We start from the raw sequence: 12926 nt of genomic DNA on the forward strand, positions 1-12926 counted from the left end.
ACCCCCAGGTCCCATGGACGACGCCACTTCCCGGCTTCGGCTCCGATTCGCCAAACGCGGTGACCTCCGCCTTGTCAGCCATCACGACCTGATGCGCTGTCTGGAACGAGTGCTGCGCCGGGCGGCCCTTCCCGTCGCCCAGAGCCAGGGGTTCAACCCCCGGCCAAAGCTCTCGTTCCCACTGGCGTTGGCACTCGGCATCGAGGGACGCCGCGAGGTGCTGGAGCTGGAACTGGCCGAACCCCTTCGACCGAGTGAAGTGCTGCGGCGCCTTTGCGACGTCTCGCCCCCCGGTCTGGAGTTTCTGGAGGCGATTCCGGCCCCGGGCCGCCCCGGCCGCGTCGCGTTCGTCGAGTACCAGTTCCCGTTGCCGGACGAGCGACGAGGATCGGCGGCGGAAGCCGTCGCCACGCTGCTCGACCGCCAGAGTTGCCCCTACGTCCGTCGAAAGCCAGGCCGCGATGTGCCCCTCGACCTGCGGTCCTCGGTGCTCGACGTCCGAGTGGACCCGGCCGAAGGCTCGCTGTGGCTTCGGCTGAAGATCGACGCCGGGGTGTCCGCCCGACCTGAGGAAGTGCTCGACGTCCTTGGCCTTCGAGACGTGATGGCCGCCGGTACCGTCCTTTCCCGGACCGAGGTGGTTCTTACAACCGAGTCACCCTTGACCTCTACCGTGCCCGAACACTCGGGATCACCCCCTTCTTCCCCAGCGTTTCGCGACGCGACGTGACCCTAACCCTCGGCGTCGCGACCTGGCCAAAGCCCATGACCAGCCGAGCCTTGCCCGACTTCTGCCGCTCTGCCGCCACCCGATCCCTCCGAGCCTCCGCCGCATCGCGTGGCGTCGAGGCGAAGGGCGATCGGCTGGCCCGGGCCGTTCGGGGACATCCGGCTGGCCACAACCCCATCGCCCGGAGATTGACCGAGGCATGAGCAAATCCAAAGAAATGCTGATCAACGTGCTCCAGCCCGAGGAGTGCCGCATCGCCATCGTCGAAGATGGCATCCTCGAGGAGCTTTACGTCGAACGGACCAGTCTGGAGAACTACACCGGCAACATCTACAAGGGCCGGATCGTCAACATCGAGCCGGCCATCCAGGCTGCCTTTGTCGACTTCTCCGTCGGTCGCAACGGCTTCCTGCATGTTTCCGACGTTGAGCCCCGCTATTACCGCGAGCAGCTTGACGACGACACGGTTCTCGGCGCCCGGGATCGGGGACGAGACCCTCGGTCGAAACTTCCCCCCGAGCTGTCCCGTGGCTCTGGCTCCGAGACCGACGAGGATCGACGCTCCCGATCGCGAGCCTCTCGACCGGATCGCAGCCGAGACCTCACCCCCGATCGCCCCCGAGGTCGTGGCCGCGACCGTGACGAGCCGGTCCGAGACGAGGCCGTCGAGCCCCCCCTGCCCTTCGAGGCTGAGGAACCCCTCAGCAATCGTCGTCCGCTGCCCGAACGTCGCCGAGATTGGGACCGAGACAGAGATCGGGATCGGACCCGCGAGGAACTTCGGCCGCGCGACCGCCTTGCCGATGAGTTCAACGACGAAGACGAGTTCGACCTCGACCGCAATCTGCCCGATCCTGCGGACGCCGAGCCCGAGGAAGACGACCAGGCCGACGACCAGGGCACCCGCGCTCCTCGCGGTCGCAGTCGAGGACGAGACAAGATCCGCGAACGACGGATGCGCGATCGGGATCGCGATCGCCCCGACCTCTCTGAAAAAGGACGTCGAGATCGGTCTCGTCCCCGCCGATTCGGTGAAGGCTTGACGGACGAACCGCTCGATCTTCCCGAGGTCGACGAGCCTTCCGAGCCCCAGGCCAAGGCCGAGTCAGAACCGGTCGATCGTCCCACCCCCACTCGACCGAGATTCGAGCGGACCCCCCCCCCTTCAAGCCGCTCATCGTTTGAGGGCTCCCGAGAGTTCGGCCGAGGACTCGTCCCCGACCGCGAACCTGCCGAAGAACCCCCGGCTCCTCGACGCGGTCGGTCGTCTGAACCGGAAGCCGAGGAAACCTCATTCTCCTACCGCTGGTCGGTCGAACGGAAGCCAGAGCCGGAGGACTACGAAGCGAACCTTCCGGAGAGCAAGACCCAGCGCGGTCGGCCCTCCGTCCGGCCTGAATCGTCCGAGGATCGGCCGGCCGACCTCCGAGACACCGACGAGGACTCAGGAGGTCGATCGGGGCCCCCTCCCCGATCGGGTCGAGGTCCGTCTCGCCGCCGAGGCCGAGCCGACTGGGATGCTCCCACCCCGACCGAGCCGGACGATCTGTTCGGTCCCGCTCCGGAACCGACCAGCCGAGCCGATGAGGAAGACGACCAAGGTACGGAAAGGCGTCCCCGATCAGGGCGTGATTCCATCCGAAGCCGGGGCGATCGGGATCGTTCCGGACGCAGCCTCCCGCGCGGTCCCTCGGTGGAAGGTGACGCGGGTGAGACTCGGGAAACCGAGCAGGGAGAATCGACCGGACCCGGCCGCCCTCGCCGGATCGATCGCGCCGGAGAGCCCGGCTACATCCCCCGCCGTGAACGGGCCAAGTTGCTCGATCGGACTTCCGACTCCGAGGAACCGGGCCTGCCGACGTTCGACGCCGACTCCCGAGGCGATGCCGAGGGGGATGATGATGAGAATCGTCGCCGCCGCCGTCGCCGTCGCCGACGAGGCCGAGGCGATCGTGATCGCGATTCGAGCTTCGACACCGACCGCGACGAGTCGCCCGACTCGGCCGTGGCGCAGTCCGACCTGGGCAAGCCCCCGGCCTTGATCGATGAATCTGCGCTGGCCAACGAATTCGATTTCGTTGATCAAGACGACCAGGACGACTATGACGGCGACGACACCGACGCCGACGAGCAGGAAGTCGTTCCCGAGGATATCGAGCCGGAACTGCTCGAAGAAATCGCCCGGGAGATCGAGGAGATCCGCGTGCTCGAACGCGAGGTCGGCTTCCGAGGCCGAGGGACCGAGGGCCGATCTCGAGGCAGCGCCGATGAGGACGAGGAGTCTCGGGAAACGACCGTCATGCGAGGTGGCCGTCGCGTCACCATCAAGCCGCCGATCCAGGAGGTCTTCAAGCGCGGCGACGAGGTCCTTGTGCAGGTCATCAAGGAGTCGATCGGCACCAAGGGGCCGACCCTCTCGACCTACATCAGCATCCCTGGCCGCTATCTGGTCTTGATGCCCGGCCTGAATCGCGTGGGGGTCTCTCGGAAGATTGCCGACGAAGGTCAGCGCCGCAAGCTTCGGCAAATCATGCATGAGCTGAACCCGCCGAAGGGGCTCGGCTTCATCGTCCGCACCGCCGGCCTCGACCGCTCAAAGCGCGACCTGGCCCGCGACCTGGCCTATCTGCTCCGGCTCTGGAAGGTGATTCTGCGCCGAATCAAGAAGGCAAGGACCCCGGCTCCGATCTACCAAGAATCGGACATGATCATTCGAACGATCCGGGATATCTTCAATTCCGAGATTGATACTATCTGGATCGACGAGCCCCAGGCCTATGAGCGGGCCCGGGAATTTCTCAACGTCGTGATGCCCCGCTTCGTCGATCGCCTGAAACTGTACGAGGGGAAGGTCCCCTTGTTCCAGAAGTACGGGCTCGAAGAAGAGATCAACAAGATTCAGCGCCGTCAGGTTCACCTGCCCGACGGCGGCTCGGTCGTCATCGACCAGACCGAAGCCCTGGTGGCGATCGACGTCAACAGCGGCAACTTCCGGGTCGAAGACGACGCCGAGCGCACGGCCTACGAGATGAACCTGAAGGCCGCCAAGGAGATCGCCCGCCAGCTTCGCCTGCGGGACCTCGGAGGCGTGATCGTCAACGACTTCATCGATATGAGGGACGAGCGGCACCGCCGGGGCGTCGAGCGAGCCCTGCGCGAGGCGGTCAAACGTGACCGGGCGCGGACGAAGATTCTCCGGATGAGCCAGTTCGGCCTGATCGAGATGACCCGCCAGCGCATCCGGCCGAGCCTGAAGCGGTCGGTCTACCACGAGTGCGACCACTGCGGCGGTGGCGGGTTGGTCAAGACGGTCGAGAGCATGGCCATCGACGCCATGCGGCTGATCGCCTTCGCCATCCACCGCGAAGGGGTCCGGAGCATTCGGGTCGACGTTTGCGAAGACGTGGCCACGTTCCTGAACAATCGCAAGCGTCAGGAACTGGCGGCGATCGAGTCTGGCTCGTCCATCTCGATCCAGATTTGCCCCGTCGATCGTGCCGTTCGAGAGCACCTTGTTGTGCAGATTGTCGACGCTCACGGCAACGAGGTCCCGTTCCTGTCGAACCAGAATTCCCCGTCGTCCGGACCTCCGAACCGCCGACGACGCTAATCACGCTCGAACAGTTCCGAGCGATTCCCGAACCCCGAACGCCCCGGTGATCGATCCGACTTGAGGACCGATCGCCGGGGCGTTTCGGCGTTCATGAGCGGCTCACGGCCTCGCGGACGGCGCGGCCGACCTCTCGGGTCGTGCCGGTCCCGCCCAGGTCCGGGGTCTTTGGTCCGTTCGGATCGGCCAGAACCTGTGCCACGGCCGATCGGACGGAGCTGCCGGCTTCGGCCGCGCCGAGGTGGTCGAGCAGCATCCCGATCGAGAGGATCGCGGCAATCGGGTTTGCCTTGCCCGTCCCGGCGATATCCGGAGCCGAGCCGTGTACCGGCTCGAACATGCTGGGGAAGGTCCGCTCGGGGTTCAGGTTGCCCGAGGAGGCGACGCCCATCCCCCCCTGCAAGACGGCACCCAGGTCGGTGATGATGTCCCCGAACATATTGGTGGTGACGATGACGTCGTACCGCTCGGGAGCGACAACCATGCGCATGCAACAGGCGTCGACGTGGTGGTAGTCGGTCGCGAGCGACGGGTAGTCGGGGGCGACTTCCTCGAACGCCCGGTTCCAGAGGTCGTGGGCATAGGTCAGGACGTTGGTCTTTGCAACCAGGGAGACGAGCCCTCGCTTACCGGCCTCCCTGGCGGCCAGGCTGAGTCCAGGGAAAACGCGGTCCTTGGCCCGTTTTTCGGCGAGGGCGAAGGCGTAGCGAAGGCAGCGCTCGACACCGGCTCGGGTGTTGATGGAGGTCTGAATGGCGACCTCCTCGGGGGTCCCTTTGCGGGTGAAGCCGCCGGCTCCGACGTACAGGTCTTCGTTGTTTTCACGAACGACGACCATGTCGATCTCGCCGGACCCCTTGCCCTTGATCGGTGTCTCGACACCGGGCATGAGCTGCACGGGGCGGAGGTTGATGTATTGCTGGAACTCGAACCGGATGCGGAGCAGGAGCCCTTTTTCCAGGACGCCGGGCGGAACCCGAGGGTCGCCGATCGCGCCGAGCAGGATCGCGTCGCAACCGGCAAGTTCCTGAAGGACCGAGTCGGGCAGGACCTCTCCGGATCGGAGGTAGCGGTCGCTCCCCAGGTCAAACGACTGGAACGACAGCCCGAGATTGTGGGCCGCTCCCAGGTCTTGAAGGATGGCAAGCGCCTCGCCGATCACCTCAGGACCAACACCATCACCGGGGATCACTCCGATCGTGGCCACTGCGTCTCCTCGCTCTTGGTTCGATGTGCGTTACGGGGCTTCGGAAAATCGAAGGGTCACCCGACTTGCCGGGCGCCCGTAGAATGAAGGGTGCATCTCAACGCAGATCTGCCCTTCGATTCGATGCTGCCGCCAGAGCCGATTGGTCCTTCTCCCGATCCGAGAGCGGTTGCATGAGGCTCTTCAGGATCGGGACGCCCGTTGACAATCTCAAGCGGCGCTTCATACTACGAAAAAACCGGGCTCCGATCGACGCCTCGCTCCTCGTGAACTTCGATCGGTCAGGTCGGTTGCCTTTTCCGGTTCGAACACGTCGCACTGCGCTTCGCCTTACCGACCGATCGACCTCGCCAACGGAATGACGCTTATGGGCACCTCTGCCGAAGGAAAGACTCCGAGCCCGCCCGAAGCCGCTGCGCCGAAGCCGACCACTGCTCCTTCGGCGAGCGGTGAATCGAAGCCGACCGCCGACGCTCCGCCTGTGGCTCGGGCAGCAAGCCTTCCGAGGCAGGCCCCGGCAGGCGCGAAGTCGTCGGGCGCCGGCCTCTCGGCCCTTTCGGACGCGAACCTGGAGCAAACGGTGATTCGGCGGGGCCTCGTTACGGAGCAAGAGCTTCAGACGTGTAAAGCCCATCGCGCCCGGCTCGCTGAGTCGGGTCAGGCCGAGGGGAAGGGCCTGCTCGAAGTCATGGTGGCGGCCAAGGCTCTGACTCCAAGCCAGGCGCAGCGCCTGCTTCGCGACCTGGGACGAGAGGCACAGAAGAAGCATGAGATCCCCGGCTACCAGCTTCTCGAAAAGCTGGGTAAGGGGTCGATGGGGATCGTCTACAAGGCCAAGCAAACGAGCGTTGACCGCGTGGTGGCCGTGAAGGTCTTGCTCGATGTCTTGGCCCGGAACAAGGAATTTATCCACCGATTCCAGCGCGAGGCGACCATTGCCGCTCGCTTGAACCATCCGAACATCGTCAACGCTATAGATGCGGGGGAGGTCAACGGACTCCACTACTTCGTCATGGAGTTCGTCGAAGGCACGACGATCAAGGATGTGATCGAGGGTGGACACATTTACGACGAGCCCGAAGCGCTTCGGATTGTCCTGGCCGTGGCCGAGGCCATGAAGCACGCCCACGAGCGCGGGTTGATCCACCGTGACATCAAGCCGGAGAACATTATTCTGACCAAGGACGGCAACGTGAAGCTTGCCGACCTGGGGCTCGCTCGCCTGACGGCCGATGAGAAGCAGGCCGTGGCCGAGGCAGGGATGGCGATTGGCACGCCCTATTACATCAGTCCTGAACAGGTGCGGGGGGCCACGGATGTCGATATCCGGAGCGATATCTACAACCTCGGCGCGACGCTCTACCACATGGTCACGGGCCGCCCGCCGTTTCCCGGCGACGACCCGACCGAGGTGATGAAGAAGCACGTCGACAAGTCGATCACGCTAACCCCACCCGATCACCTTAACACGCGCCTCTCCAGCGGCCTCGGCGAGGTGGTTGAGACGATGATGGCCCGTAACCGGGAGAACCGCTATCGCGATCCCGGCGACGTGCTGATCGACCTGAAAGCTCTGATTGAAGGGAAACGCCCGGTCATCGCCGAGCAAAAGGCTGATACCCTGGCCAAGCTGGCCGAGGGAGACGCCGACGAAGACGAGGATTATTACGAGGACGAGCACGGCTCTGCAATGACGGACTCCGAGCGAGTGGAACTGGCCGGCATCGTCAACGCTCGGAACAATATCATCACCGTGCTCGCCATCCTGCTTGGGCTCTCGCTGGTGTCGAACATCATCTTGATGATCGCCCGCTGACTTGACGGGGGTCATCTCCGAGCGAAAGCGGGGAGGACCGATCAAGGTCCCTCCCCGTGTCAAGGATGATGTTATGTTCAGTTTTCGCTGAAATCACTCAAATCGAGTGCGCGAATCAGGTCACGACCGAGCGGGTTTTTCAAGAACTTTTGATGGCAAGAGGGGCAGAGATCGAAGCGAAACCCCTTGTAGCCTTGTTCCTGGTGGGTGTCCGAGGCCTGATATTCCTCGTTCCGAAGGGCTTCGGCCACGGCCTCCATGTGATCGTCGTCGAGATCGTCATCAGTGATTTGGTCAGGATCGTGCCCGGGATAGGCTTCGATTTTGATGACAAAGCGCGGTTCGCCTGCGCAGAGATCCTTGCCGCACAGATCACACGTGTAGTGGACCATCAGCGTTGTACCCTTCGACCTGAGGGGACGAGTCGGACAACCTGTCCCCGGTAACCATCGGAATCGATTCTAACGCCAAGCGCCGAGCGGGTCCAAGTAGGTTTGTCCGGTTTTTCACAGACCAAGGGCCCGCCAGCAACACAATCCCCGTCAACCCCAGCAACGATCCTCCGATCGCCCACCGGACCTCTGGCGGGTCGTACTTCAGTTCGATCCGATCCACTCCGTCCGGCACCGAAACTTCAAGGAACGGACCAGTCCCCGGCAAGACCTGCAGTTCGCCCTCAGCACACCAGGCCCGCCAGCCGGGAACATAAACCACTGGGATCTGGATTCCTGGATTCACTTGCTCATGAATGTGTGGTGTTTGGTCGATGGAGTCGGAACAATCGACAGTGATCCGTCCACCTTGCATGGCGATGATTTCAGCGTTGGGCTTCTTGAGATTCCAATGACCCACCCAGACCTGGCCGATCGCGACGACCCGGTCAAAGAGCCCCTCAGGTGGAGGGGTAGCCCCGACCACCGCGACCACGTGGCATGCAAGCAAACGGTCGCGTGCCCGAGCGACCCCTTCCCAGGTGATCGTGCGGCGACTGGAGCGTGCTTCGACCCGGCCTTCTGTCGACTCGTACATCGGAGCGAGCCAATCGCTGATGCTGGCCAGTTCGATGGCATCGTAGCACCGGAGATCGGCGAGCCCGTAACGCATCAGCATGTTTGGCGGAAGCTCCATACCAACACTCAGAACCCGATTCGGCGGGGCGGCCTCGCGTCTTAGATGGGCGATGACCGGGCTTTCGGGCAGGAAGTCGTTTCGAGCGATGGTCGGGTTCGCTCCCCACATTGACGCGATGAGATCGAACAGGACGATTCCCAGGATGACGGCTCGCCCTCCTTGAGCGATGTTGGTCAGGGCCAGCACGGCCAGCGAACCCAGCAGCGCAGCACTCATCCAGAGCGTCGACCGATATCCCTCCATCAGGTTTCGGACCTGACGTTCGCTTAAGATGCGGGCATCGTCCGGACCGAGGTCGGCCGACTGCTCTGCGGCCTCGGCATAGTGAGTCATGGCGCGGTCTCGGATCGTAGGTTCCAGAAGCGGAAGCGCGGTTGCCCCCAGGCTGATCATTCCGGCCGCGATCACCCACAATCCAATCCAAATACACCAGATTTTCGATCGTTTCCAAGCGGCGAGCCGATCGAGTCCGATCGCTCCCAGGCCCACGAGCCCAAAGGCGATCCAGAGGGTCATTCTGCGGTGATCGGTTACATCGAGCACTGGCAAGGCTCGCAGCAGGTTGTCGATCGGCGGAAGTCGAAAACTGGCACAAATTCCGAGTCCCACTGCTGCAAGCAGGAACGTCCGGACCCGGCCGCGCCCGAGGACGCTCCCGACCGGAGCGAGCCAAATCAAGGTGCCGAGACCCGCGAATCCGCCCGCGGCTTCGTTCTGGTTGTTCAACCCCAAGGCTCGGGCCAGGTTCGGCTGCCCTCGTCGCTGATTGCCGTAGAGGTTCGGAAACGCAGTGGTGGCCGCTTCGAGCAGCCTCGGTTGCGCGAGGGTCCAGGGAGAGCCCTTTTCCAGCGTCCGGTCCTCCCAGGCCGGGCTTCGAGCCAGGTAGAACCCAAGGGGGAGGATGGCGACCGAGGCGGTTGTGATGCCGAGGAGCATCGCCGATCCCCATGCAATCGACATCTTCCAGGTGGATCGGGCCGTCGCGTTTCCCTCCCGGCCGGGAACACTTCGGACCAGGAAGTAAAGCAGCGAAAGCATGAAGCAATGGGCGCCTGTCTGAATATGGCCGCCCAGAATGACGAGAGATGCCGAGGCTGCGACTGCGGCGATTGGTCTCGTCCCTCTGCGTCGGATTAGCCACTCGGTCGAGACGATCAACCAGGGAAGCCACGCGGCGACACTCGCAAGGGGATAAAGCAGCCACAGGGTCATGAATCCGCAGAGCGGATAGACGAGTCCGGCAAACCATCGACCCCAGAAGCCAAGTCCCCACATGTGGGCAAGCACATACATGCCCAGGCCCGCGATCCAGAGCCGAGCCGCGGCGATCCATGCCAGGGCGTCGGGCATGGTACCGACGTAGGCGATCGCGGCGATCGGGTCGAAGACCGCACTCTGCCCGTTTGCCAGATGTGGAACCCCGCACCCGGCCCGATCGTTCCAAAGCGGTAGACGTCCCGAGCGGATGATCTCTCGGTTGAACGTGATCCAGGGTTCAAACTGGAGCATCGGGTCGGTCAGGAGCCTGTTTGACGGCTCGAAGGCGAAACCCGATGGCTCCTTCTCGCGATCGAAGGTGCGCTGAACATAGGCGAGATCGGACGGACTGAGCACCCGATCGCCGATGAGTGCCGGACCCAGCGGAACGGCGATCACTGCGGCAAGTGCTATCCCGAAGGCCACGAATTCAAACCGGGCCGTCATCAACCGAGCCTCCATGCTCGGAGCGTCGAAGGTGCCAATCCATTGGGACGCGTCGAATGGACGTTAGGAAACTTTCCCCAATCGATCAAGGCGAGTTCGACGGTCGAATGGCGCCGAGGCATCGGACATTGACGTCCGTGCTCGCTCCGTTATGCTGACACAGCGATCCCAGGGAGCGGGCGTTGTCGGTTGCAGGATGCAGGAGCTTACGAAGATGACCGCAGCGATCGGCAGTGACCCCCGGTCTCAGACCCGTCGAGGCCCCTACCACATCCTCGTCAGTACCACCGCCTGTGCGAAGGACGTGCAGCGGTTTATGGGCAATGCCGATTATTCGTATGCCTTTGTGCTGAAAGCACTCGCGCCGGTGCTCGATCAGATCGGTTCGTGGCAGGTGGTCGAGCAGCCCGAGAGCAGCCTCTCCTATCAGGCAGCCCAGGCCCGTCTCGAAGGGCTCACACCGATTCATCTTTCGTTGCATCCGCCGCACAATGCCTTCTTGACGCCTGACGTGCCGACCATCGCCTTTCCCTTCTGGGAGTTTCCCTCGCTTCCCGACCGCGACATGGGGTTCGACACTCGGCAGAACTGGAAACGGATCCTCGATCGGGCCGATCTGGTCATCACAGCATGCCGGTTCACCGCCTCGGTCTTTCAGCGATCGGGAGTCCGGCCACCGGTCGCGGTTGTGCCGGTTCCACTGTCCGAGTCAGCCTTCGCCGTACCCGATCGGGACCCGGACGGATCGGTCGACCTGCAATGCCGCCACATCATCTTTCAGGGAAGCAATACCTCTGCCTCTGATCCGGCTTCCGAGCACTCCCAAACCCCACCCGATTCGGCCCCGGAACGCCCGACCTGGCATCGGGCCGCTGCCGGAGTTTATCGGCGAGGACGGTCGTTCTACAAACAGCACATCATGCGTTACCTGAGCGAGGAGGCAGCCGAGAAACTCTTCCAGACCAAGAACCGGTTGCTCGGCCGGACTCCCACGCTGCGGATCGTTCGGCCTCCGGTGGCTCCGCTGCACCTAAGCGGCCTGGTCTTCACAAGCATCTTCAACCTGGGAGACCGTCGGAAAAATATTGACGACATGCTGAGCGCCTTCCTGGTGGCGTTTCAGAATCGTCCCGATGCGACCCTCGTGCTCAAACTCGCCACCAACCCCGATCGCGAGTACTTCGAGCTCAAGGAATTCCGTGCTCGATACCAGCATTTGAACATTTCACACGCATGCCGGGTGGTTGTAATTACCGACTACCTGAGCGACGAAGATCTTGCCTCGCTGAATCGGGCGACCACGTTTTACCTGAATGCGAGCAAGGCGGAGGGGGCATGCCTTCCCTTGCAGGAGTCACTCGCCGCGGGACGGCCGGCGGTGGCCCCTCGGCATACGGCGATGGAGGATTACATCGACGATCAGGTCGCCTTTGTGGTCCGGAGCGCTCCCGAGCCGACCTTCATTCCGCACGATCCCGAACCTCGGTACGAAACATTCTGGCATCGCCTGAACTGGCAGGATCTGCACGATCAACTTCTCGAAGCGGCACGGGTCGCCGACCGTGATCCCGACCGCTACCGGCGGATGGCCGAGGCGGGGCGTCGGAGAATGCGTATGCTTGCCTCGCGACAGGCCGCCGCCACCGCCTTGGCCGATGCCCTCGCCCGCGTTCCCGAGTCGGCCCACCACCGGACCTTCGCCTGGTCGGCCTGAGTCCTTTGCTCATTGCAATCGGGTGATTCTACAGAATCATCGGGTGATTCTGTGGAAAAATCCTTGCGAGGACGATCCCGATTTCGTTAAGGTGAATGGGTCATGAACGGCTCTCGATGCGAGCCACGTATGCCCTCCCCTAATCCTGCCGACGAACCCGATCACCCGGATTGACAGGTGCCGTTGGCTCGCCTGTCAACTGTTTCTCCATTGCGTGATCGGTGTCGATTCCTCCCGCCGCCTTCGGACCGACCTCAGTGACGAGCCCGACCCGACCTGCAGCGATAACCTGTGATCACGGCCTGCGTCGCCAGACAATCGTGGAGACGTTGCTTGAAGACGTGATCCGGGGCCGCGTTGCGCCGGGCCAGCACCTTGTGACCCAAACACTGGCACATCGGTTCGGCGTCAGTCATACGCCGGTTCGGGAAGCCTTGATTGCACTCTCGGGCATGGGGGTGCTGGATGTCTTGCCGAACCGAGGGGCAATCGTTCGGCGGTTTACCGAAACCGAGGTCCGGGAGATCTGCCAGGTCCGCCGGGCGCTCGAATGCGAGGCCGTCCGAAGTGCCTGTGGTCGCATCGACCCGGATGAACTCACGCGGTTGAGAAAAGAACTCGAAGCGATGGTCGGGGTGCGGTCAGCCGATCGTCCTCGGTTCGTCCTTCGCGCCCGAGAACTGGACAGCCGCCTGCACGACCTGATCGCCGGTTCGTGCGGCAACGCCTTCCTCGCTCAAGAGCTGGAACGCCTGACTCTTCTCTTTCGCGCCTTTCGTGATGCCGGCTGGGCCCGCGATCAATCGCGGAATGATTACCGGCGGCTGGAACTGGAAGCGCACGAGCATCTGGCAATCGTCGATGCCTTGCTCATCGGCAACCGCATCGGGGCCGTGCGGGCCATGAGCCAGCACATCCGGTCGGGTGTCAGATACTGGAGCCGAGCCCTTCCGCAATCATCTCCATTGTCTCAATCGAACCATCCTCGATCGGCCCGCTTGTCTTCGGACTGAG

Annotated in this window: 9 protein-coding genes; 6 read left to right on the top strand and 3 right to left on the bottom strand. The window is 63.3% G+C overall.

All coding sequences use genetic code 11. From position 1 onward, the window contains the following. Nucleotides 1-13: 13 nt before the first annotated feature. The 3 genes from HG800_RS00100 to HG800_RS26865 are packed head-to-tail and all read left to right on the top strand — an operon-like array spanning nt 14 to nt 4340. Nucleotides 14-730, top strand: coding sequence for a TIGR03936 family radical SAM-associated protein (locus HG800_RS00100; protein WP_169972602.1), 717 nt, complete (start codon nt 14-16; stop codon nt 728-730). Further along, nucleotides 727-933 carry a hypothetical protein gene (locus HG800_RS00105; RefSeq protein ID WP_169972603.1) on the top strand — a complete coding sequence of 69 codons (207 nt, stop codon included), beginning with the start codon at nt 727-729 and terminating at the stop codon, nt 931-933. Before HG800_RS00100 ends, HG800_RS00105 begins: the two co-directional genes overlap by 4 nt. Continuing rightward, nucleotides 930-4340: an Rne/Rng family ribonuclease gene (locus tag HG800_RS26865; RefSeq protein ID WP_206352060.1), complete on the top strand. Its 3411-nt coding sequence runs from the start codon at nt 930-932 to the stop codon at nt 4338-4340. Before HG800_RS00105 ends, HG800_RS26865 begins: the two co-directional genes overlap by 4 nt. 91 nt (nt 4341-4431) lie before the next feature. On the opposite strand, the gene HG800_RS00120 is transcribed toward HG800_RS26865, so the two are convergent. Next, complete coding sequence (locus tag HG800_RS00120; protein ID WP_169972604.1) at nt 4432-5547, bottom strand: 3-isopropylmalate dehydrogenase; 1116 nt, start codon at nt 5545-5547, stop codon at nt 4432-4434. A 367-nt stretch (nt 5548-5914) separates the two neighbouring features. Between HG800_RS00120 and HG800_RS00125 the strand changes: the two genes are divergently transcribed. Continuing rightward, on the top strand, nt 5915-7363 hold the full coding sequence (locus HG800_RS00125) for a serine/threonine-protein kinase (protein ID WP_169972605.1): 1449 nt from the start codon (nt 5915-5917) through the stop codon (nt 7361-7363). Between the two features lie 77 nt (nt 7364-7440). On the opposite strand, the gene HG800_RS00130 is transcribed toward HG800_RS00125, so the two are convergent. Continuing rightward, nucleotides 7441-7755: a hypothetical protein gene (locus HG800_RS00130; protein ID WP_169972606.1), complete on the bottom strand. Its 315-nt coding sequence runs from the start codon at nt 7753-7755 to the stop codon at nt 7441-7443. Then, nucleotides 7736-10198 (bottom strand): hypothetical protein, encoded by a 2463-nt coding sequence (locus HG800_RS00135; protein WP_169972607.1) that lies wholly within the window; start codon nt 10196-10198, stop codon nt 7736-7738. The genes HG800_RS00130 and HG800_RS00135 overlap by 20 nt, the downstream gene beginning before the upstream one ends. A gap of 214 nt (nt 10199-10412) precedes the next feature. On the opposite strand from HG800_RS00135, the gene HG800_RS00140 reads away from it, so the two are divergent. Then, the gene (locus HG800_RS00140; protein ID WP_169972608.1) at nt 10413-11912 is read left to right on the top strand and encodes a glycosyltransferase; all 1500 of its coding nucleotides are present in this window, start codon (nt 10413-10415) and stop codon (nt 11910-11912) included. A 257-nt stretch (nt 11913-12169) separates the two neighbouring features. Next, the gene (locus HG800_RS00145; protein ID WP_315851940.1) at nt 12170-12925 is read left to right on the top strand and encodes a GntR family transcriptional regulator; all 756 of its coding nucleotides are present in this window, start codon (nt 12170-12172) and stop codon (nt 12923-12925) included. Nucleotide 12926: the final 1 nt, after the last annotated feature.

This window comes from Tautonia rosea, from assembly GCF_012958305.1.
Lineage (GTDB): Bacteria > Planctomycetota > Planctomycetia > Isosphaerales > Isosphaeraceae > Tautonia > Tautonia rosea.

Excerpts from the sequence above, each read along its gene's own strand:
- HG800_RS00100 (WP_169972602.1), top strand. The coding sequence starts at position 14 with ATGGACGACGCCACTTCCCGGCTTCGGCTCCGATTCGCCAAACGCGGT.
- HG800_RS26865 (WP_206352060.1), top strand. The coding sequence starts at position 930 with ATGAGCAAATCCAAAGAAATGCTGATCAACGTGCTCCAGCCCGAGGAG.
- HG800_RS00125 (WP_169972605.1), top strand. The coding sequence starts at position 5,915 with ATGGGCACCTCTGCCGAAGGAAAGACTCCGAGCCCGCCCGAAGCCGCT.
- HG800_RS00130 (WP_169972606.1), bottom strand. The coding sequence starts at position 7,755 with ATGGTCCACTACACGTGTGATCTGTGCGGCAAGGATCTCTGCGCAGGC.
- HG800_RS00135 (WP_169972607.1), bottom strand. The coding sequence starts at position 10,198 with ATGACGGCCCGGTTTGAATTCGTGGCCTTCGGGATAGCACTTGCCGCA.
- HG800_RS00140 (WP_169972608.1), top strand. The coding sequence starts at position 10,413 with ATGACCGCAGCGATCGGCAGTGACCCCCGGTCTCAGACCCGTCGAGGC.